The sequence below is a fragment of the Pantoea sp. NGS-ED-1003 genome, from assembly GCF_000738765.1.
Lineage (GTDB): Bacteria > Pseudomonadota > Gammaproteobacteria > Enterobacterales > Enterobacteriaceae > Pantoea > Pantoea septica.
The window spans coordinates 1-21,700 of sequence record NZ_JPQA01000010.1 but is presented as its reverse complement, the minus strand read 5'-3'; the positions used below and the strand labels follow the sequence as shown (position 1 = coordinate 21,700).

At 57.3% G+C, this 21,700-nt stretch carries 20 protein-coding genes; 9 read left to right on the top strand and 11 right to left on the bottom strand.

Annotated features, from left to right (window positions below):
* The first annotated feature begins 28 nt into the window (after nucleotides 1-28).
* Nucleotides 29-1,708 (top strand): AsmA family protein, encoded by a 1,680-nt coding sequence (locus JS46_RS18545; RefSeq protein ID WP_033754255.1) that lies wholly within the window; start codon nucleotides 29-31, stop codon nucleotides 1,706-1,708.
* Nucleotides 1,709-1,744: 36 nt separating this feature from the next.
* On the opposite strand, the gene fabY is transcribed toward JS46_RS18545, so the two are convergent.
* The 5 genes from fabY to typA all read right to left on the bottom strand — a co-directional run bounded on the left by fabY (nucleotide 1,745) and on the right by typA (nucleotide 6,695).
* Nucleotides 1,745-2,692 (bottom strand): fatty acid biosynthesis protein FabY, encoded by a 948-nt coding sequence (gene fabY, locus JS46_RS18540; RefSeq protein ID WP_033754253.1) that lies wholly within the window; start codon nucleotides 2,690-2,692, stop codon nucleotides 1,745-1,747.
* A gap of 59 nt (nucleotides 2,693-2,751) precedes the next feature.
* Nucleotides 2,752-3,189, bottom strand: a complete 438-nt coding sequence (gene dtd, locus JS46_RS18535) for a D-aminoacyl-tRNA deacylase (protein WP_033754251.1) — start codon at nucleotides 3,187-3,189, stop codon at nucleotides 2,752-2,754.
* Nucleotides 3,186-4,055, bottom strand: coding sequence for a virulence factor BrkB family protein (locus JS46_RS18530; protein WP_096073853.1), 870 nt, complete (start codon nucleotides 4,053-4,055; stop codon nucleotides 3,186-3,188). Before JS46_RS18530 ends, dtd begins: the two co-directional genes overlap by 4 nt.
* Nucleotides 4,056-4,058: 3 nt before the next feature.
* A complete protein-coding gene (gene yihX, locus JS46_RS18525) occupies nucleotides 4,059-4,655 on the bottom strand; it encodes a glucose-1-phosphatase (RefSeq protein WP_033754247.1) in 597 nt (198 codons plus the stop codon).
* Nucleotides 4,656-4,874: 219 nt separating this feature from the next.
* The gene (gene typA / locus JS46_RS18520) at nucleotides 4,875-6,695 is read right to left on the bottom strand and encodes a ribosome-dependent GTPase TypA (protein WP_033754244.1); all 1,821 of its coding nucleotides are present in this window, start codon (nucleotides 6,693-6,695) and stop codon (nucleotides 4,875-4,877) included.
* Between the two features lie 191 nt (nucleotides 6,696-6,886).
* On the opposite strand from typA, the gene JS46_RS24255 reads away from it, so the two are divergent.
* The 5 genes from JS46_RS24255 to JS46_RS24250 all read left to right on the top strand — a co-directional run bounded on the left by JS46_RS24255 (nucleotide 6,887) and on the right by JS46_RS24250 (nucleotide 11,456).
* Nucleotides 6,887-7,141 carry a hypothetical protein gene (locus JS46_RS24255; RefSeq protein WP_152560716.1) on the top strand — a complete coding sequence of 85 codons (255 nt, stop codon included), beginning with the start codon at nucleotides 6,887-6,889 and terminating at the stop codon, nucleotides 7,139-7,141.
* The gene (gene glnA / locus JS46_RS18515) at nucleotides 7,131-8,540 is read left to right on the top strand and encodes a glutamate--ammonia ligase (protein WP_033754241.1); all 1,410 of its coding nucleotides are present in this window, start codon (nucleotides 7,131-7,133) and stop codon (nucleotides 8,538-8,540) included. Before JS46_RS24255 ends, glnA begins: the two co-directional genes overlap by 11 nt.
* Before the next feature lie 221 nt (nucleotides 8,541-8,761).
* Nucleotides 8,762-9,811, top strand: coding sequence for a nitrogen regulation protein NR(II) (gene glnL, locus JS46_RS18510; RefSeq protein ID WP_033754238.1), 1,050 nt, complete (start codon nucleotides 8,762-8,764; stop codon nucleotides 9,809-9,811).
* 7 nt (nucleotides 9,812-9,818) lie between these two features.
* Complete coding sequence (glnG, locus tag JS46_RS18505) at nucleotides 9,819-11,228, top strand: nitrogen regulation protein NR(I) (protein WP_033754235.1); 1,410 nt, start codon at nucleotides 9,819-9,821, stop codon at nucleotides 11,226-11,228.
* 102 nt (nucleotides 11,229-11,330) lie between these two features.
* Nucleotides 11,331-11,456, top strand: coding sequence for a YshB family small membrane protein (locus JS46_RS24250; RefSeq protein ID WP_147632217.1), 126 nt, complete (start codon nucleotides 11,331-11,333; stop codon nucleotides 11,454-11,456).
* Between the two features lie 24 nt (nucleotides 11,457-11,480).
* On the opposite strand, the gene hemN is transcribed toward JS46_RS24250, so the two are convergent.
* A complete protein-coding gene (gene hemN, locus JS46_RS18500; RefSeq protein WP_033754232.1) occupies nucleotides 11,481-12,854 on the bottom strand; it encodes an oxygen-independent coproporphyrinogen III oxidase in 1,374 nt (457 codons plus the stop codon).
* Between the two features lie 230 nt (nucleotides 12,855-13,084).
* Nucleotides 13,085-13,603, bottom strand: coding sequence for a Der GTPase-activating protein YihI (yihI, locus tag JS46_RS18495; RefSeq protein ID WP_033754229.1), 519 nt, complete (start codon nucleotides 13,601-13,603; stop codon nucleotides 13,085-13,087).
* Between the two features lie 648 nt (nucleotides 13,604-14,251).
* Between yihI and yihA the strand changes: the two genes are divergently transcribed.
* A complete protein-coding gene (gene yihA / locus JS46_RS18490) occupies nucleotides 14,252-14,884 on the top strand; it encodes a ribosome biogenesis GTP-binding protein YihA/YsxC (RefSeq protein WP_033754226.1) in 633 nt (210 codons plus the stop codon).
* Nucleotides 14,885-15,276: 392 nt separating this feature from the next.
* On the opposite strand, the gene polA is transcribed toward yihA, so the two are convergent.
* The 4 genes from polA to JS46_RS18470 all read right to left on the bottom strand — a co-directional run bounded on the left by polA (nucleotide 15,277) and on the right by JS46_RS18470 (nucleotide 20,401).
* On the bottom strand, nucleotides 15,277-18,063 hold the full coding sequence (polA, locus tag JS46_RS18485; protein WP_033754223.1) for a DNA polymerase I: 2,787 nt from the start codon (nucleotides 18,061-18,063) through the stop codon (nucleotides 15,277-15,279).
* Nucleotides 18,064-18,439: 376 nt separating this feature from the next.
* On the bottom strand, nucleotides 18,440-19,069 hold the full coding sequence (gene dsbA / locus JS46_RS18480; RefSeq protein ID WP_033754221.1) for a thiol:disulfide interchange protein DsbA: 630 nt from the start codon (nucleotides 19,067-19,069) through the stop codon (nucleotides 18,440-18,442).
* A gap of 27 nt (nucleotides 19,070-19,096) precedes the next feature.
* On the bottom strand, nucleotides 19,097-20,080 hold the full coding sequence (locus JS46_RS18475; protein WP_033754217.1) for a serine/threonine protein kinase: 984 nt from the start codon (nucleotides 20,078-20,080) through the stop codon (nucleotides 19,097-19,099).
* 45 nt (nucleotides 20,081-20,125) lie between these two features.
* Complete coding sequence (locus tag JS46_RS18470; protein WP_033754214.1) at nucleotides 20,126-20,401, bottom strand: DUF1040 family protein; 276 nt, start codon at nucleotides 20,399-20,401, stop codon at nucleotides 20,126-20,128.
* Nucleotides 20,402-20,453: 52 nt separating this feature from the next.
* On the opposite strand from JS46_RS18470, the gene mobA reads away from it, so the two are divergent.
* Both mobA and mobB read left to right on the top strand, forming a co-directional pair.
* Nucleotides 20,454-21,023: a molybdenum cofactor guanylyltransferase MobA gene (gene mobA, locus JS46_RS18465; RefSeq protein ID WP_033754211.1), complete on the top strand. Its 570-nt coding sequence runs from the start codon at nucleotides 20,454-20,456 to the stop codon at nucleotides 21,021-21,023.
* Nucleotides 21,020-21,523: a molybdopterin-guanine dinucleotide biosynthesis protein MobB gene (gene mobB, locus JS46_RS18460; protein ID WP_033754208.1), complete on the top strand. Its 504-nt coding sequence runs from the start codon at nucleotides 21,020-21,022 to the stop codon at nucleotides 21,521-21,523. Before mobA ends, mobB begins: the two co-directional genes overlap by 4 nt.
* Nucleotides 21,524-21,700: the final 177 nt, after the last annotated feature.

The following is a 21,700-nucleotide window of genomic DNA, read 5'->3' as shown; positions in this document are numbered from 1 at the left end:
TGACCGGAAAGATGGCGGGATGGATACAATGAAATTTCTTGGAAAATTTTTTCTTACGGTACTGTTGCTGTTGGTGCTGAGCCTGGTGGTAATCTACGTTCTGCTGCAGACGCAATGGGGCGCGGGCTGGTTCAGCCGCTACGTGAGCGATAAAACCGCCTGGCATCTCTCCCTCAGCAAGATAGAGCATAACTTCTCCTCGCCTTCGCACATCATTCTCGACAACTTCACCTTTGGTCATGACGGCCAGCCGGCCGCAGTAGTGGCGAAGCGCGTCGATCTCGGATTCGCGCTGCTGCAGTTCAGCGATCCGCTGAACTTCGGCAGCATCGAGCTGCGCGACGGCGTGGTGAATCTGGCGAACCTGACGCCCGGCGACGCCCTGCCTTTCCAGGCGGGACGCCTGCAGCTGAACAATATGCGTATCGACAGTCCAGACACGCCGCTGCCGCTTGAGGCTCAGCAGGTAAACGGCGGCGTTATGCCGTGGAGACCCACGACGAAGAGCATGCTGGGCAGCGACGCGCAGTTTCAGATGAGCGCTGGCGACCTGACGCTGAACAAGGTGTCAGGCGCTAACGTCCTGATTCAGGGCAGCGTATCCCAGGGCCGCATGTTGTTCAGCAACGTCGGCGCCGATCTGGCGCGCGGTTCGATGACCGGCAGCGCCGAGCGCGACGCACAGGGCAACTGGCTGATCCGTCAGCTTCGCCTCAACGATATTCGCCTGCAAACCGCCCAGAGCCTGGCGGACTTTCTGCGACCGATTCAGGCGCTGCCTTCCGTCACTATTAACCGTCTGGATATGACCGACGCGCGCCTTCAGGGCCCGGACTGGGCGGTCACCGATCTCGACCTGACGCTGAAAAATCTTACCTGGCAGGGCGACGACTGGCGCAGCGACGACGGTTCACTCTCGCTAAACGCCAGCAACTTTATCAACGGACGCTTCGAGCTAAACGATCCGATCCTCAATCTCGACCTGTCGCCGCAGGGCATTGCGTTGACCCAGTTCAGCTCGCGCTGGGCCAACGGCGTGATCCGCGCCGACGGCAGCTGGAGCCGCAGCGACAAGCGTCTGACGCTGAATAATCTGGCGGTCGCAGGACTGGAATATACGCTGCCGGAAGCCTGGCGCGATCGCTGGCTGGCGGCGCTGCCGACCTGGCTCGATTCGCTGGAGGTGCGACGTTTCACCTCTAATCGCAACCTGATCATCGATATCAATCCGGCGTTTCCGTTTCAGATGACCTCGCTGGAGGGCAGTGGCGAAAACCTGCTGCTGGCGCGTCAGCATCAGTGGGGGATCTGGTCAGGCAAGCTGAGTCTCAACGCCGCCGAAGCGACCTTTAACCGCGTCGATCTGCGCCATCCATCGCTGTCTCTTATCGCCGACGATCGGCAGATTCAGGTCACGGAGATGAGCGCCTTTAGCGGCAATGGACTGCTGGAAGGATCGGGCGGCGTCGGCCAGCAGCCGGATCGGCCAGTGGCGCTGACGCTGAAAGGCCAGGCGGTGCCCGCAGGGATACTGCAAAACTGGGGCTGGCCTGCGCTGCCAGCGAGTGGCCCGAGCAATTTCCAGCTTGAGCTCAACGCCTCGCTCAAGGCGGACGCGCCGCTGAAATCCTCGGCCAACGGCTCGCTCTCACTGCGCACCGATACGCAGCAGGTTCAGCAGCAGATGCAGGCGGGCGAAGTAAGATAAAGAGAGCATCAGGGCCGCATCATCGGCCCTGGTGCTTTAGTTGATACGCGCGCCGGAACCGCCCTCTTCTAACGGCTCGTCGGGATCGGCGGGCAGTACGATATAGACCCCTTCAAACACCGCGCCCGGCTCCTCATTGCCGTACAGCTCGACTTCAAGGCGCACGCGCGCTTTGCGGCCGCGTGCCAGGCGATCCAGATCGCCGCTCATCGAGCCGATATCGGCAATCGCGCCCGGACGGCCGGCAATCGGCTTGCTGTAGCGAATATGGGCGTCCGCCAGGATGATGGTGCCGCCAAGATGGCGCTCGCGCAGCAGCAGCCAGATTAATCCCCAGCCGGTCAGGGTCGCCAGCGAGAAGAGGCTGCCAGCAAACAGGGTATGGTGCGGGTTCTGGTTGCCGGTTTCCGGCATGGTGGTAATAAATTTCTGCCCGGTGAACTGCAAAATGCGCACGCCCATCTTCTCGCTGAGCGGAATATTGTCGTACCAGGCCTGCTGTAGCTGACCGCACCAGTCGGCGCGATGCAGAATATCGTCCAGCGTCACCACCGGTTTAATCATCAGGAAGTGGCGCACCGGTGTGGTCTGCGGCGCGGTGATCTCTCCCTGATTGAGGTAGCCCAGCTTGGCGAAGAACTCGACCGCATCTTCGCGCGCGGCGCAGGTCACGCGCTTAACGCCTTCCTGCCGCGCCACCGATTCCAGCGTCATCGCCACCAGCGTGCCCAGCCCTTTCCCTTGCACCGACGGATGCACGGCGAGGAAGCGAATCGACGCTTCGTTGTCGGCATTGATATAGAGACGTCCGGCGGCCACCGGCTGGCCGTGCTCGTCCACTACCATCTGATGATGCGCCAGCGCGTCCCAGCCGTCCCGCTCCGAGCCCTGCGGCTGGCGCAGTGGCTTGCGTAGCATTTCCCAGCGGAACTGGTAGTACATATCCAGTTCTTCCGCAGTTTGCGGTACCCGAAGATGATACATAAAGTGGTTCTCTCGTTCAGAGCTTGCGTGGCCGATCCCGTGCCGCTCGGCTGCCAGACTCACACCTGCAACCAGAAGGTGACAGGACCATCGTTGACCAGCGCGACCTGCATATCGGCGGCGAAGCGTCCGTTGGCGGTAGTTACACCCCGGCGACGACAGCAGTCGCTAAAATATTCATACAGGCGATTCGCCTCGGCGGGTGCCGCGCCGCCGGAGAAAGAGGGGCGCATGCCTTTTTGCGTATCCGCCGCCAGCGTAAACTGCGACACCACCAGCACGCTGCCGCCCGCCTGCTGGACGTTAAGGTTCATCTTTCCCTGCTCGTCGCCGAAAATGCGATAGCCCAGCACTTTTTCCGCCAGCCGCTCGGCGCGCTTCTCATCGTCCTCTTTTTCTACGCCTAACAGCACCAGCAGGCCAGGACCGATTTCGCCTACCACCGCGCGATCCACGCTGACGCTGGCGCTGAGTACTCGTTGAATCAACGCAATCATGCAACCTCTCGTTCTTTTTCGCCTTCCTGTTGTTTTAGCTGGCGATAATCGCCCAGCGTCACGGTAATTTCCGCGCCCAACAACACAATACACCAGGTCCAATAGACCCAGAGAAACAGAATTGGAATAACCGCCAGCACGCCATAAATCAGCTGGTATGAAGGAAACATCGTAACATAGAGAGCAAAGCCCTTTTTACCCAGCTCGAACAGCGCGCCCGCCACCAGCGCGCCGATTAAGGCGTCGCGCGACGGCACGCTGCGCGTCGGCACAATGCTGTAAAGCAGCCAGAACGCGAGCCAGGAGAGCAGCAAGGGAAAGACCCTCAGTACCTGATCGATAACGCCGTACACCCCGCTGGCGCTTATCCAGCGCAGCGAGAGCAGGTAGGAGCTGATTGCCAGGCTGGCGCCGGCCAGCAGCGGCCCCAGCGTCAGGATCATCCAGTAGACGGCGAAAGAGTAAACCAGCGGACGCTTCTTACGACTGCGCCAGATGGTGTTAAGCGCGGTATCGACCGAATGCATCAGCAGCAGCGCGGTAACAATCAGTCCTATCGCGCCCAGCGCCGTCATACGGTGCACGTTGGCCACAAACTGATCGAGATAGCGCTCCACCACGTTGCCGGTCGCCGGCACAAAATTGGCGAAGATAAAATTTTTCAGCTGAACGCTGACTTCAGAAAAGACCGGAAACGCGGAGAAAAGCGCGAACACCACGGCGATCAGCGGCACCAGCGCCAGCAGCGAGACAAAGGCCAGATTGCCGGCCTGCGTCGTCATGTTGTCTTCGTCGATGCGTTTCCACAGCAGCCTGAGCCACAGCCAGAGCGCGTGGCAGGTCGAAATAAAAGGGCGCGACGTCATCATTCAGCGATGGCTTGCCAGCCAGGTCGGCACGGTTTTGCTGTCGGTGACCAGTACGCTTCTGATGCCCAGCGCCTCCGCGCCTGCGATATTGTCCGCGTTATCGTCAAAGAAGATCGCCTGATCGGCCCGATAGCCCTCTTGCTGCAGCACGTGCTCAAAGATGCGCGCTTCAGGCTTGCGCATTCCCAGCTCCTGCGACAGATAGATGGCGTCCGCTGCAGCGCGCACTTCCGGATACTGCGTCGGCCAGAATTCGGTGTGCAGCTTGTTGGTGTTGGAGAGGATCACCACGCGATGTCCGTCGGCGCGGAGCTGGTTCATCAGCGCCAGCGTATCGGCGCGCGCGCCCATAAATACCGCCTGCCAGCCCGCCACGAACTGCTCGTAGCTCAGCGCAATGTCGAGCCGCTCGCACAGCTCCGCGGCGAAATGTTCGTCGCTGATCTCGCCGCGCTCGTGCTGCTCAAACGCCTCATCCATCTGGAAGCGGCTTTGCAGCAGCGCCAGCGGTACGCGGCCGAGGTCACTCCAGACGCCCAGCACGCGATTGAAATCGATATCAACAATCACATTGCCTAAATCAAAAATGTACAACATGTCGTTACTCCTCTGGTTCCCTGGATCATTCACTCTAGCGGCAAAACCAGGGGCTGAACAGGTAACAGGCAGGAGAAAATCCGTTATGGAAGCTTGCGCATGCGGGCTTAGCGCGCGCGGGCGGCGGGCGGCGCCGTTGCGGGGGACAACGCGTGTCAGAAAGGCGGCAGGAATAAAAAAAGCCCCGACGAGCGGGGCTTTTTATCAGAGCGAAACGTCTTACTCTTTCGGACCGCGCGACGCGCGTTTGCGGTCGTTTTCGGTCAGGTGACGTTTACGGATACGGACCGACTGCGGCGTAACTTCAACCAGCTCGTCGTCATCGATGAATTCGATGGCCTGCTCAAGGGTCATCTTCACCGGCGGCACCAGCGTAGTCGCTTCATCCGTACCGGAAGCACGCATGTTGGTCAGCTTCTTACCGGTCAGGCAGTTAACGGTCAGGTCGTTGGAGCGGCTGTGAATACCGATGATCTGGCCTTCATAGACTTCCGCGCCGTGGCCCAGGAACAGCTTGCCGCGATCCTGCAGACCGAACAGGGCGAAGGCAACCGCTTTGCCCTGGCCGTTGGAGATCAGCACGCCGTTCTGACGCTGGCCCACTTCGCCCGGACGAATGTCGTCGTAGTGGCTGAAGGTGGAATAGAGCAGACCGGTACCTGAAGTCATGGTCATGAATTCGTTACGGAAGCCGATCAGACCACGGCTCGGAATAACGTAGTCAAGACGTACGCGGCCTTTGCCATCCGGATCCATGTTTTTCAGATCGCCTTTACGCTCGCCCATGGCTTGCATAACCGCGCCCTGATTGTTCTCTTCGATATCCAGCGTGACGTTCTCGAACGGCTCTTGTTTACGGCCGTCGATTTCACGGAAGATAACTTTCGGACGGGAAACCGCCAGTTCGAAGCCTTCGCGACGCATGTTTTCGATCAGCACCGACAGGTGCAGTTCGCCACGGCCGGATACGCGGAACGCGTCCGCATCTTCTGTTTCTTCTACGCGCAGCGCAACGTTGTGTACCAGCTCTTTGTTCAGGCGCTCAAGGATCTGACGCGAAGTCACATACTTGCCTTCCTGACCGCAGAACGGCGAGGTGTTGACGTTGAAGAACATGGTTACGGTCGGTTCGTCGACGCTCAGCGCTGGCAGCGCCTCTACATTCTGCGGATCGCAGATGGTATCGGAGATGTTCAGCTCGCCCAGGCCGGTGATCGCGATGATGTCGCCCGCTTCCGCCAGGTCGGTGTCGATACGCTCCAGGCCCAGGTGGCCCAGCACTTTACCGACTTTACCGTTGCGCGTTTTGCCTTCGCTGTCGACAACGGTCACCTGCTGGTTTGGCTTAACTTTACCGCGCTTGATGCGGCCGATGCCGATTACGCCCAGGTAGTTGTTGTAGTCCAGCTGCGAGATCTGCATCTGCAGCGGCGCGTCAACTTCCACCTGCGGCGGAGAAACGTGCTCGACGATCGCCTGGTACAGCGGGGTCATATCTTCAGCCATGTCGGTGTGATCCAGACCGGCGATGCCCTGCAGCGCAGATGCGTAAATGATCGGGAAATCAAGCTGCTCGTCGGTCGCGTCCAGGTTGACGAACAGGTCGAATACCTGGTCAACAACCCAGTCAGGACGCGCGCCCGGACGGTCAATCTTGTTGATTACAACGATCGGCTTCAAACCATGGGCAAAGGCTTTTTTGGTCACGAAGCGAGTTTGCGGCATAGGGCCATCCATCGCATCTACAACCAGCAGCACCGAATCAACCATGGACATGACGCGCTCTACCTCACCGCCAAAGTCGGCGTGTCCTGGGGTATCAACGATGTTGATACGGTAGTCATTCCATTTGATAGCGGTGTTTTTAGCGAGGATGGTAATTCCACGCTCTTTCTCCAAATCGTTGGAGTCCATCACACGCTCAGTCGCTTCGGTACGCGCGTCAAAGGTACCGGACTGTTGCAGCAGCTTATCAACCAGGGTGGTCTTACCATGGTCTACGTGCGCGATGATGGCGATGTTACGCAAATTTTCGATCACAACTTTGCCTCAGGCATTAGAAATAGCGCGCTATTGTACACGGATTAAGCGGGATACTGAACACGATCACACTTTTCACCTGAAGTTTATTGCACTGGCGGAAATTTGCGCTGGATGCGGTGCACTTAATGCACTAAGTTGGAGGTTCGCACCATTTTGGTGCTATCAAAAGGCGGCAAAGCACAGTTTTGGTGCAAATTCGCCAGTCTGGTGCAGCACGCTGGCAACAAAAGAGTGCGCGCAGGCGTGATTTAGCTGCAAAAAAGAAAGTTGGCACAGAATTCGCTTTATCTCTTTCAAGCGAAAACAGCAGTTGCACGACGGTTGCAGAGCTTGCCGAGATCGGTTGGTTGGGAATGGCGGTCAGACACTTCATGTTTCAGACGACGCAGCCACTCACCACGATGACAATGACCATTTCCAGGAGAGTTGAGTATGTCCGCTGAACACGTTCTCTCGATGATGAACGAGCACGAAGTTAAGTTTGTTGACCTGCGTTTTACCGATACCAAAGGTAAAGAACAGCACGTTACTATCCCTGCTCACCAGGTTAACGCTGACTTCTTCGAAGAAGGCAAAATGTTTGACGGCTCCTCTATCGGCGGCTGGAAAGGCATTAACGAATCAGACATGGTGCTGATGCCGGACGCGACCACCGCCGTTCTGGATCCGTTCTTCGAAGACCCGACGCTGATCATTCGTTGTGACATCCTCGAGCCAGGCACCATGCAGGGCTACGATCGCGACCCGCGTTCTATCGCCAAACGCGCTGAAGAGTATCTGCGCGCGTCCGGCATCGCCGACACCGTGCTGTTTGGACCGGAGCCGGAATTCTTCCTGTTCGACGACATCCGTTTCGGCTCGTCAACTTCCGGTTCGCACGTCGCTATCGACGATATCGAAGCGGCCTGGAACACCGGCAAAGAGTACGAAGGCGGCAACAAAGGCCACCGTCCGGGCCTGAAAGGCGGTTATTTCCCGGTTCCGCCGGTCGACTCCGCGCAGGATATCCGCTCTGCCATGTGTCTGACCATGGAGCAGATGGGCCTAGTGGTTGAAGCGCACCACCACGAAGTGGCGACCGCTGGTCAGAACGAAGTGGCGACCCGCTTCAACACCATGACCAAGAAAGCGGACGAAATTCAGATCTACAAATATGTGGTGCACAACGTCGCGCACGCCTACGGCAAAACCGCGACCTTTATGCCGAAGCCGATGTTCGGCGACAACGGTTCAGGTATGCACTGCCATATGTCTCTCTCTAAAGGCGGCGTGAACCTGTTCGCAGGCGACAAATACGGCGGCCTGTCTGAAACCGCGCTGTTCTACATCGGCGGCATCATCAAGCACGCGAAAGCGATCAACGCTCTGGCGAACCCGACCACTAACTCCTACAAGCGTCTGGTGCCTGGTTACGAAGCGCCGGTTATGCTGGCTTACTCTGCCCGTAACCGCTCTGCCTCTATCCGTATTCCAGTCGTCGCCAGCCCGAAAGCGCGCCGTATCGAAGCGCGCTTCCCGGATCCGGCCGCTAACCCGTACCTGGCGTTCACCGCGCTGCTGATGGCTGGCCTGGACGGCGTGATCAATAAGATCCACCCGGGCGATGCCATGGACAAGAACCTTTACGATCTGCCGCCGGAAGAAGAAGCGGAGATTCCAAAAGTTGCTGGTTCGCTGGAAGAAGCGCTGAACGCACTGAACGAAGATCGCGAGTTCCTGACCCGCGGCGGTGTGTTCACCGACGACGCCATCGACGCCTACATCGAACTGCGTAAAGTCGAAAACGACCGTATCCGCATGACGCCGCACCCGGTCGAGTTCGAGCTTTACTACAGCGTTTAATCTTTATTCTGCACCGGTCGCGTTGCCGCCTCAGGCGGCAACAGGATAGATCCCGAGGCTGCTAACGCAGCGGCGACGCGCAAGGCGCAGAAGATTTTTGTTGCCGTGGAAACTTTAGCCCATCTCCGGATGGGCTTTTTTCGCCGCGAAATCATCGTTCAGCCGTCTGGAAACAGACGCGGAAGAGTATAATGCACTAAATTAGTGCAGAGGAACGCTGTATGGCAACTGGCTCCCTGCCCGACGCGGGGCAAATTCTCAACTCCCTGATAAACAGTATTCTGCTGGTGGACGACGATCTGGTCATCCATTACGCCAACCCGGCGGCGCAGCAGTTACTGGCGCAAAGCTCACGCAAATTGTTCGGCACCCCGCTGCCCGATCTGACCGGCTACTTTTCGCTGAATATCGAGGTGATGCGCGAGAGTCTGGAGGCTGGCCAGGGTTTTACCGACAGCGAAGTGACGCTGGTGGTCGACGGTCGCGCGCACGTAATGGCGCTAACGGCGCAACGGCTGCCGGACGGCTTTATTCTGCTGGAGATGGCGCCGATGGATAACCAGCGCCGTCTCAGCCAGGAGCAGCTTCAGCATGCGCAGCAGGTGGCGGCGCGCGATCTGGTGCGAGGACTCGCACACGAAATTAAAAATCCGCTGGGCGGACTTCGCGGCGCAGCGCAGCTGCTGTCGCGCGCGCTGCCCGATCCGTCGCTGAACGAATATACCAAAGTCATTATCGAGCAGGCGGACCGCCTGCGTAACCTGGTGGATCGTCTGCTCGGTCCGCAGCAGCCTGGCATGCATATCACGCAGAGCATTCACCAGGTTGCGGAACGGGTGGTGAATCTGGTGTCGATGGAGCTGCCGGAGAATGTCGCGCTGGTGCGCGATTACGATCCCAGTCTGCCGGAGCTGCCGCACGATCCCGATCAGATTGAGCAGGTGTTGCTGAACGTGGTGCGCAACGCGCTGCAGGCGCTAGGCGACGAGGGCGGCACCATTATTCTACGCACCCGCACCGCCTTCCAGCTTACCCTGCACGGCACGCGCTACCGCCTTGTGGCGCGCATCGACGTTGAGGATGACGGCCCGGGCATTCCGGCGCAGCTGCAGGATACGCTGTTCTATCCGATGGTGAGCGGGCGCGAAGGCGGCACCGGCCTGGGTCTCTCTATCGCCCGTAGCCTGATTGATCAGCATTCAGGAAAAATTGAGTTCAACAGTTGGCCTGGACACACCGAATTTTCGGTTTATCTGCCTATTCGCCAGTGAGGTTTCTATGCAACGAGGGATAGTCTGGATCGTCGATGACGATAGCTCCATCCGCTGGGTGCTTGAACGCGCGCTTACTGGAGCCGGGTTAAGCTGCGCCACTTTCGACAGCGGCAATGAGGTGCTGGACGCGCTCTCAAGCAAAACCCCAGACGTTTTACTGTCAGATATTCGCATGCCGGGCATGGATGGGCTGGCGCTGCTGAAACAAATCAAACAGCGTCATCCGATGCTGCCGGTCATCATTATGACGGCGCACTCCGACCTCGACGCCGCCGTCAGCGCTTATCAGCAAGGGGCGTTCGACTATCTGCCGAAACCCTTCGATATTGATGAGGCGGTAGCGCTGGTCGAGCGCGCCATTAGTCACTATCAGGAGCAGCAGCAGCCGCGCAATCAGCCTGTCAGCGGCCCCACCACCGATATCATCGGCGAAGCGCCGGCGATGCAGGATGTGTTCCGCATTATCGGCCGCTTGTCGCGCTCGTCGATCAGCGTGCTGATCAATGGCGAATCGGGAACCGGGAAAGAGCTGGTCGCGCATGCGCTGCATCGTCACAGCCCGCGCGCCAAAGCGCCTTTTATCGCCCTCAATATGGCGGCTATCCCGAAAGATTTGATCGAGTCAGAGCTGTTCGGTCATGAAAAAGGGGCGTTTACCGGCGCGAATCAGATTCGTCAGGGCCGTTTCGAGCAGGCGGACGGCGGCACGCTGTTTCTGGATGAGATCGGCGATATGCCGCTCGACGTGCAGACGCGCCTGCTGCGCGTGCTGGCCGACGGGCAGTTCTACCGCGTCGGCGGCTATGCGCCGGTCAAAGTCGACGTGCGCATAATTGCGGCTACGCACCAGAATCTTGAGCTGCGGGTGCAGGAAGGCAAGTTCCGCGAGGACCTGTTCCACCGCCTGAACGTGATCCGCGTGCATCTGCCGCCGCTGCGCGAGCGCCGTGAGGACATTCCTCGCCTGGCGCGCTATTTCCTGCAGGTGGCGGCCCGCGAGCTGGGCGTCGAGGCGAAAATCCTTCATCCAGAAACCGAAGCGGCGCTGACGCGTCTGCACTGGTCCGGCAACGTGCGCCAGCTGGAGAACACCTGCCGCTGGCTGACGGTGATGGCGGCCGGTCAGGAGGTGCTGATTCAGGATCTGCCTCCTGAGCTGTTCGAGTCCAGCACGCCGGAAAGTCCGGTGCAGTCGCTGCCGGACAGCTGGGCGACCCTGCTGGCGCAGTGGGCCGACCGCGCGCTGCGTTCCGGTCATCAAAACCTGCTCTCCGAAGCGCAGCCGGAGATGGAGCGCACCCTGCTGACCACCGCCCTGCGTCATACGCAGGGACACAAGCAGGAAGCGGCAAGATTGCTGGGCTGGGGACGTAATACCCTCACGCGCAAGCTGAAAGAGCTGGGCATGGAGTAACGAGCGAGGGGCAAGGCGGCTTTTTACACAAAGCGTCGCCTTGTCCCGCTTTACATGCCGATGCCGTTCAGTATCATACGGGCGGCTATCGGGAGATGAACGATGTTAGATTCCTTTCTTCACATGATTTCGCACAATGTCGCCGTTATCGGCAGCGCCTTCGGCCACTCGCCGCAGGCTGCCTTCGCGACCGTGCTGTGCGCTATCATGGTCAACCTGTTTAACTAAACTCCGCGCCAGCGCGTTTTCGCCTTAAATCACGCGCGAAAACTGCTGCTGGCGCGCCTTCTGGCGCAGATAAACGTCAAAGCACATGCAGATGTTGCGGATCAGCAAACGGCCTGCGCCGGTGACCTGCAAACCGCCAGCGCGCCGCTCCACCAGCCCATCGTCGATCAGCGGCTGCAACAGCGCTAAATCCTCGGCGAAATAGTTGCAGAAGCGAATCGCGTGCTGTGCTTCAATGGCGCGGAAATCGAGCGAGAAGTTGCAAATCAGCTGCTTGATGACGTCGCGCCGCAGGCAGTCGTCCGCGGTAAGCGCTACGCCGCGCCACAGCGCCTCGCCGCGCGTTGCTACCGCATCGTACCAGCGATTCAGCTCTTTCTCGTTCTGCGCGTAGCTGTCGCCAGCCATGCTGATGGCGGACACGCCGAGCCCCAGCAGATCGCTGTCGCCCTGAGTGGTATAGCCCTGGAAGTTGCGATGCAGCAATCCGGCGCGCTGCGCCTGCGCCAGCTCGTCCTGCGGCTTCGCAAAGTGATCCATGCCGATAAAGTCATAGCCCTGCTGCGTCAGCGTCGCGATGGTCTGCTGCAGGATTTGCAGCTTCTGTTGCGCCGACGGCAGCTCCTGCTCTTTGATTTTACGCTGCGCCGCAAACAGCGCCGGCAGATGCGCATAGTTGAACACGCTCATACGGTCCGGATTAAGCGCAATCACGCGCTGCAGGGTATACGCAAAGCTCTCCGGCGTTTGCAGCGGCAAGCCGTAGATAAGATCGATGCTGGTAGAGTGAAAGCCCTGCTCGCGCGCTCGCGCCATCAGCGCAAAAATCGCCTCTTCGTCCTGAACGCGATTTACGCGTTCCTGCACCGCTTTATTGAAATCCTGCACGCCCATGCTCAGCCGGTTAAAGCCGAGCTGGCGCAGGTGCGAAATAGTATCGGGATCGATTTCGCGCGGATCGACCTCGATCGACATCTCCAGATCGTCCGCCAGGCTGAAGTGATCCCTCAGCAATGCCACCAGCCGTGAAAGCTGGTCATGATTAAGGAAGGTCGGCGTGCCGCCGCCCCAGTGCAGCTGCGTGACGCGCCGGTCGCGGAACAGCGGCGCGCGCTGGCGGATCTCCTGCGCCAGCGCGTCCAGATAGCGGTCAGCTTTATGCAGCTGACGCGTCACGACCTTATTGCAGCCGCAGAAATAGCAGAGCTTATGGCAGAACGGGATATGAACGTAGAGCGACAGCGGGCGCTCCGGATAGCGCGCCACGGCACGCAGAAAATCCGCCTCGCCGTAGCTGTCGCTGAATTCAAGCGCAGTAGGGTATGAGGTATAGCGCGGACCGGCGTAATTGTATTTTTCAATAAGCCGCTGGTCCCAGGAGACAGGTTGCAAAGACATGCTTACTCCTTCCGGTGACGTCTGAGAGAAGGTCGCGATGCAGAAGAGAGGAAAGGTGGGCGGGACTGAACCCGACGTAAACGTGACTTCAGACGCGACAGGCGGCGTAGTTTAGCCAATAACCAGATGAGATAACACGACAGCAGCAGCGCTAAAATTGATCCAGGCCAAAACATAACGATTTACCTGTCTGGCGCGGCATGCGCCGGAGCGCATGCCGATCAAAAAACTCAGTTGCCTTTCAGCAGGCGATACATATCTTCTTCGGCCTGCTCGTCTTCCGCTTCATCATCCATGTCGATGCCGAGCTGCTCCATCAGTTCATCGATGCGGTCCAGGGTTTCATCCAGCCAGGCCTGCTCTTCAGCCGACAGCGTGTCGCCGTTTTCCATGCGATCCAGCAGCGCGTCGAGACGCTCGCTGTTTTCCAGCTGCGCCAGCTCCTCTTCCGGGCTAAGACGCACTTTTTTCGCGACGGGCTTCGCCGCTTTTTTTACCGGCGCGCTGGCTGTTGCGCCATCCGCCACCAGCGGGATCGGTTTTTTACTGCCGATGCGCGGATCTTTGGCTTTATTGCCCTGGCCAGCCTTCCCTGCGCTGACGGCAGGATTGGCGCGGCTGCCGGATGCGTTGCCGCGATGCTTTTTATCACGCTTGCGATCGCGTGCGGCCTCGTTAAGTTCTTCGCGCGATTTGCGCTTTGTTTTACTTGCCGGTTTAGCGTGCGCGCCGCGTACAGGTTGCTTCATGATGTCAGGTCTCACTGTTTTTAATCAGTATCAGTATAACCCTCTCACTCCTGTCGCTGCTTTTTTGTCGGCGATGCGCACCTTAACGTACGTATCTTCTTCTCAAGCTCGTCTGACAACAGAGGGGACAGAATTGCGGCGAAATCTAGCAGAAAGCGGACAAAGAAAAAAGGCGACAGCCTATGCTGTCGCCTTATTTCGCACCTTCCGCAGAAGGAATCATATTTTTAATCCCTTTTGGCTCGCAACGTCCCGGTCGATCCCGCGCCTGCCCAACTCCTGAGCGAATCCATGTCCTTGTCCGGCCTGTTATCCCTGACCGTCTCCTCTCCTTTGCTCGCGGTCGTCCCGACGCTCCTGAGCACATCATCCTGATGGGTGCAGCCCTGCACTGCCCAATAATGTAGACCAACCTGCGGAACCCACAACCTGACATCAGGCTTTTTTGCGCCTTTAAACGCCCATCAGCCTTCAAGCACATGATTATAAAGGTTTTAAATTTTCAAATTTTTTAGTAAAAACAGTAATCGCTGGCAGCTTTTATGGCTGATATCTTACAAAAGCCGGTCGATCGATGCTCTCGGGCACTTTTGCGCCATAACGCGTATAATCAGCGCCAATGCCCGCATTCGTCTCTGGAGTTAAACTTTGTCTGCACTGAATTATCACGTTACCCATTTCATCCTCAGCGCCCCGGATATCCGCCATCTGCCAGCCGATACCGGTATTGAGGTCGCCTTCGCCGGGCGTTCCAACGCGGGTAAATCCAGCGCGCTGAATACGCTGACCAATCAAAAAAGTCTGGCGCGCACCAGTAAAACGCCTGGACGCACGCAGCTGATCAACCTGTTTGAGGTCACTGAAGGCAAACGCCTGGTGGATTTGCCCGGCTACGGCTATGCCGAAGTGCCGGAAGAGATGAAGCGCAAATGGCAGCGCGCGCTGGGCGAATATCTGCAAAAGCGCGAAGCGCTGAAAGGCCTGGTGGTATTGATGGATATTCGTCATCCGTTAAAAGATCTCGACCAGCAGATGATTCAGTGGGCGGTAGAGAGCGGGATTCCGGTGATGGTACTGCTGACTAAGGCGGATAAACTCGCTTCCGGCGCGCGCAAAGCGCAGCTCAATATGGTGCGCGAAGCGGCGCTGGCCTTTATGGGCGATGTGCAGGTGGAGATGTTCTCCTCCCTGAAAAAGATGGGCGTCGACAAGCTGCGTCAAAAACTGGACGTCTGGTTTAACGAACTGGCGCCTGCGCAGGATGACTCCGCTGAGGCGTAACAGCCTTGCGAAATTTAGCAAAAGCCCAATAAAAAACGCCCCAGTCATAAAATGACTGGGGCGGCTAATATTCAGCCAAATCCGATTACGTGAAGTAAAAGGTCTGAAAGATAGAACATCTTACCTCTGTACCCTACGCCTCGAACTTTACCTGATTTTTTCTGACGGACAAAGGGTTTTTTGTAGTTAGCTTTCATCAAACGACATGATTTTTCATGCGTTCGTCACAAAAATCGCCTCTGACTGTAGTTTAATTACTAAAAAAATGCTTAACCGAGAAGCAGTTAGAAACCGCGTGCTTTTGTCTCGCGCTGAATCGGTTAAACAGACTTTTTTCTTATATCCTGAGCAGGCTGGCAACAAAGCGTCGTCGCCAGCCTGAGCGATCTCAATCAGTGTGCCTCGTCCCAGTTTTCGCCGACGCCGACCTCAACCTGCAGCGGCACGTCCAGCTTCATGCTGCCTTCCATTAGCGCGCGGATCTGCTGGCTGGCGGACTCAACCTCATCGCCCTGTACTTCGAACACCAGTTCATCATGAACCTGCATGATCATCCTGATCGCGCCGTCGTTGCGCTGTTGCAGCCAGTCGTCTACCGCAATCATTGCACGCTTAATGATATCCGCCGCCGTGCCCTGCATCGGCGCGTTGATAGCCGCTCGTTCAGCCGCTTTACGGCGAATAGCGTTGCTGGAGTTGATGTCCGGCAGCCACAGTCGACGTCCGTCCAGGGTTTCGACATAGCCTTTGCTGGCCGCCAGCTGGCGCGTGTTTTCCATATAGCGCAGCACGCCAGGATAGCGTTCAAAGTAGAGATCCATATAGCGCTTCGCTTCGCCCGCGCCGATGTTGAGCTGACGCGACAGGCCAAACGCGCTCATGCCGTAAATCAGGCCGAAGTTAATTGCCTTCGCGCTGCGGCGCTGTTCGCCGCTCACCTTATCCAGCGCGACGCCGAAGACTTCTGACGCGGTGGCGCGGTGGATATCTTCGCCGTGCGCGAAGGCGTCCAGCAGGCCTTTATCCTGCGACAGGTGCGCCATGATGCGCAGCTCGATTTGCGAGTAGTCCGCCGCGACGATGCGGTTGCCTTTCCCGGCGATAAACGCCTGACGGATGCGGCGGCCCTCGTCATTGCGCACCGGAATATTCTGCAGATTAGGATCGGTAGAGGAGAGGCGCCCTGTCGCGGTTACCGCCTGGTGATAGGAGGTATGGACGCGGCCAGTGAGCGGATTGATCATCTGCGGCAGTTTGTCGGTGTAGGTGGACTTAAGCTTCGACAGACCGCGATGCTCCAGGATGACTTTCGGCAGCGGATAATCGAGCGCCAGCTCCGCCAGCACCTCTTCGCTGGTAGAAGGCGCGCCGCCCGGCGTTTTCTTGGTCGGTTTGATGCCTTGTTTTTCAAACAGGATGGTCTGCAGCTGCTTGGTAGACGACAGGTTAAAAGGCTCGCCCGCCAGCTCATGCGCCTTCTGCTCCAGCTCCGCCAGCCTGAGCGTCAGTTCTTTGGAGTGCTGCGCCAGAATGCCCTGATCGATCAGCACGCCGTTACGCTCGACGCGCGAGATCACCGTGACCAGCGGCATTTCGATTTCTTCGAAGACATGCTTCGGGCCCGCCTCTTTTTCCAGCTCCGCCCACATTTTCAGGTGCAGCTGAAGCGTGACGTCTGCATCTTCCGCCGCATAGTGCGCTGCCTGCTCTAGCGCGATTTGGTTGAACGTCAGCTGATTTTTCCCTTTGCCGGCGATCTCTTCGAAAGTCACGGTTTTATGATTCAGCCAGCGCGCCGACAGGCTGTCCATGTCGTGTTTGCCCACTACGCTGTTAAGGATGTATGACTCCAGCATGGTATCGAACTTAATACCGCCCAGTTCGATATCGTAGTTTTTCAGCACGCCCCGGTCGTACTTCAGGTTCTGGCCTACCTTTAGCGCATTGTCATCTTCAAGAATTGGCTTGAGCTGCGCCAGCACCTCGCGGCGATCAAGCTGATCCGGCGCATCGAGATAGTCGTGACCTACAGGCAGATAAGCGGCCTCGCCCGGCGCGACGGCCAGCGCGATGCCAACAATGTTGGCGCTGAGCGTATCAAGCGAGTCAGTTTCGAGATCGAACGCAAACAGATCGCTCTGTTGCAGCTTCTCCAGCCATTCGTCGAGCGTCGCCTGATCGAGAATGGTGACGTAACCGTCAGAGGCGAGCACGCTGGTCGCCTCTGGCTTAGCAGGCGCTTCATCCGGCAGCGCCTGCTGCGCTTTCAGATTGCTCTTTTTACCCTGCAGCCATTTGCCGTCCTGCAGATCGGCCAGCCAGCGTTTGAATTCGTAACGGCTGAATAACGCCTGCAGAGCGGCGACGTCCGGCTCGGCGACCGTCAGTTCGCTGCAGCTGAGCTCAAGCTCAACGTCGGTTTTAATGGTGGCCAGCTGATAAGAGAGAAAGGCGACGTCGCGATTCTGCTCAAGCTTGGCCGCCATGGTTTTCGCGCCGCGGAAAGAGAGCTCCGCGACCTTATCCAGATTTTCATAAATCGACCGCATGCCGCCTAATCCCTGCAGCAGCGCCTGCGCAGTTTTTTCGCCCACGCCCGGCACGCCTGGAATGTTATCCGAACTGTCGCCCATCATCGCCAGAAAGTCGATAATCAGCGCTGGCGGCACGCCATACTTTTGCTCGACTTCTTCAGGGCCGAGGATGGTATTAGTCATGGTGTTGATCAGAGTGATATTGGGCGTCACCAGCTGCGCCATATCTTTATCGCCGGTGCTGATCAGCACGGGACGACCCTCTTTCTCCGCCTGCAACGCCAGCGTACCGATCACGTCGTCCGCCTCGACGCCGCTTACCGCCAGCAGCGGCAGGCCCATCGCCTTCACCATCTCGTGCAACGGCGCGGTTTGCGCGCGCAGATCGTCCGGCATCGGCGGGCGATGCGATTTGTAGTGCTCGAACAGCTCATCCCTGAAGGTTTTGCCCTTGGCGTCAAATACCACGGCAACGTGGCTTGGATTGTATTGCGCCAGCAGACTTTTCAACATGTTGAGCACGCCATACATCGCGCCGGTAGGCTCGCCTGCGCTATTGGTGAGCGGCGGAAACGCATGATAAGCGCGGTAAAGGTAGGATGAGCCATCAACCAGAATCAGGGGATTTTCTGCAATTTGCGCCATAAGTCTGTGTAATCTTCGTTGCCATGGATTGGACTATAAGGATGCCACAGCTTGAGCAGAATGTTGAACGCAGGCCGCCCATGCTGCGATTTTTTCGCGCTTTTACGGTACGGATCGCAAGGATCTTTCTGTGGATAACTTTGTGCGCAAAAATCATAACGTATTACGGCTAACGGTATAAAATGCCGACATGTTTTGTAAAAGCACTCTAAATCAGCAACTTAAGTTATTACCGTGACAGGGTGTGCCTTTCTGCACAGGCAGTGGCTTATGTGGATATTAAATCGGAAAGGATGCAGATGGACTATTTAGCTAAATAATTTCAATCATAAAAAAACGCCGACACTGTCGGCGTTTTCAGACGTAATGCGCGTTTTTATTTCTGGCTGACCAGGAATTTCACCACGTTGGCATATTCCGCGACAAAGTTATCCATGGAGCTGGTGTCGAGACCGCCATTGTTAACCATATATTTGCCGTTGATGAACATTGCCGGCACACCGCGCAGATCAACGTCAGCAGCGGCTTTTTGCTGCTGCGCAACCAGCGCTTTTACGGCAAAGCTGTTCCAGGCGGCGTCATATTCCTGAGAAGAGATGCCTGCCGCGTTAATAAAGGCGGCTTTCAGGCTGTCGGCATCGGTAATAGTCTGGGTTTTCTGAATGCCATCAAAGATCGGCGCCGTGACTTTATCCTCGACGCCCAGCGCCATTGCCACCGCCCATGCATGCGTTACAACCGGACCGAAATCGCCGCCCAAAAAGTCGACGTGATATTTAACCACTTTGGTATCAGCGGGCAGATTCTTTTTTACGGCCTCGCCAATGTGATAGACGCGCTCGAACTGATAGCAGTGCGGACAAAAGAAGGAGAAGAACTCCAGCACCTGCGGTTCGCCAGCAACGGGTTTTGGCAGGCTGACGTATTGCTGACCATCGGTAAACTGGGCAGCAGAAGCGCTGAACGCCAGCACTAAACCAACCAGTGCAAACCAAATTTTCTTCATTGTGAAAAATTCTCCTGACTTCTCTATTTAAAATTGCGGGGTCAGCTGCAGCGGCGGTTCCTGCAACAGCTTCTCCTGCTCGGTAAATTGCGAAATCTGTCTGCGCCAGAAATCCTCATCCGTCATCCATGGAAACGCACGGGGAAAGGCTGGATCCTGCCAGCGGCGCGCAACCCAGGCCAGATAATAAACCATGCGCATGGCGCGTAAAGGCTCAATCAGTGACAATTCATTAATATCAAAATCGCTGAACTCAGTATAAGCCTCAAGCAGGATATCCCACTGAATGCGCTGCTCCTGCCGATCGCCGTTGATCAGCATCCAGAGATCCTGCACCGCCGGCCCGTTACGCGCATCGTCGAGATCGACGAAGAAGGGTCCGTCGCGCCACAGAATATTGCCCGGATGGCAATCGCCATGGAGACGCAGCGGCTGCCAGCTGTGATGCCAGCGCTGCTGTAAGGCGACGCCAAGCTTATCTACGGCCTGCAACAGCGCCGGCTTCAGGGAAGCGGGCACCAGGGCATTGCTCGCCAGTTCGGCGCGCGGCTGATGCAGATATTCCTCTAAATCCATGGTGGGACGGTGTTCAAAGCGCTGCTTGCGCCCGGTCTGGTGTATGCGCCCGAGAAAGCGACCCACCCACTCCAGATGCTCATCATTGTCGGTTTCATACTGACGACCGCCAAGACTGGGAAACACGGTAAACATGAAGCCAGCATGGCTATGCAGCGTTTTTCCCTGCAGGATCAGAGGCGCGGCAACCGGCACCTCATCCGCCTGCAGATCGCGCGTGAAGCTATGCTCTTCTTCAATTTGCGCCGCGCTCCAGCGCTGCGGGCGATAAAACTTCACCACGTAGCGATGCCGGTCTTCATCACTGAACTGATAGACGCGGTTTTCATAGCTGTTAAGCGCGGTTAATCCAGACTCAACCCGAAGTCCGGTTTCCCATAGCGCATCGAGGATGGCGTCAGGATCAAGCGTCTGGAAATTAAAAGCGGCATCCATAGGATTATCCGTTACAGTCTTTACTCGAAGCCGCCAAGCATAGCATTAGTTATCATCCTTAATCACACCGCGCGCGCGCAGCAGCGCAGTTTTAAAATCCGTTTCATAATCTTTTTGTCGGCCGGGAATTTCCGCATACTTATCGGCATTGCGCATTTTCAGATGGTAAATCAATACGTCATCGGTTAATTCACTTAATGGGCCACTGAAACCCGATTCCTGCGCCAGTTTTTGTAAAAACTGCGTCAGGTTAAGGTCAGGCTCCTGTTGCCACGCAGGACGCAGTAGCTCAAGCAGTTCATTCAGGCGATGGTATTTCATCTATTTGTCCTCATCACAGCTTTGTTATAAGCCTTTAAACAGGAGTATCGGCATGACAGCATTAACCGGCGTTATTCTGGCCGGCGGACAGGGGCGTCGCATGGGCGGTCAGGATAAAGGGCTGGTGCTGTTTCGCGGCATCCCGCTTTATCAGCATGTTCTTCAACGGCTCAGGCCGCAAGTCGACATTGTCATGATAAGCGCCAACCGTAACCTTGATCGTTATCAGTCGAGCGGCTGTAGGGTGATCTCTGATACTTTGCCTGACTATCCGGGACCGCTGGCGGGCATGCTGAGCGGCCTGCAAGCCGCGCAAACGGAATGGGTGGTCTTCTGTTCCTGCGACACGCCCTTCGTGCCCATTGATTACGTAGAGCAGCTAGAACGACGCAAAGCACAGGCACCTGCCGTGTGGGCGCGCTCGGTCGAGCGCGATCATCCCGCGCTGGCGCTGTTGCATCGCAGCCTTGCGGAGCCGCTTGCTGATTATTTGCAGCGCGGGGAGCGACGCCTGATGCAGTTTTTACGCGAACAGGGCGGCCATGCGGTGACGATAAGCCAGGATGACGCCGCGTTTCGCAATGTGAATACACCTGACGATCTCGAGGATAACGCGCGATGACGCTGCCGTTACTGGCTATCGCCGCCTGGAGCGGCACCGGGAAAACCACGCTTTTGCAACAGGTGATCCCGCAGCTGAAAGCGCGAGGCATTCGGCCCGGCTTGATAAAGCATACGCATCATCAGATGGAGATCGATACGCCGGGAAAAGACAGCTATCTGCTGCGAAAAGCGGGTGCTGATCAGGTTATTGTCGCCAGTTCGCAGCGCTGGGCGCTGATGTGCGAGACGCCGGACGTCACGCTCGATTTGCGCTATCTGGTCAGTCGTATGGATGCGACGCTGCTGGATATGGTGCTGGTGGAAGGATTCAAAGATGAGCCGGTGCCGAAAATTATTCTGTGGCGCGCCGGCGTAAAAGGTGAGGATTTGCCGCTGCTGGACGAGCACGTTATCGCTGTCGCCAGCGATAGCCGCTTTGACACAGATGTGCCCTTGCTGGATCTCAATCGTCCCGACGAGATTACTGCCTTTATCGCCAAATGGTTAGGCAGAGCGTAACGCGATCCGACGTGCTGAAGGAGAGATCTTTTAGCGCGTTGTTTTCTGGTCTGAAAAGCAAAAAACCCTGACCGTGAGGTCAGGGTTATCGCAGTTGGATGCCTGGCAGTTCCCTACTCTCGCATGGGGAGACCCCACACTACCATCGGCGCTACGGCGTTTCACTTCTGAGTTCGG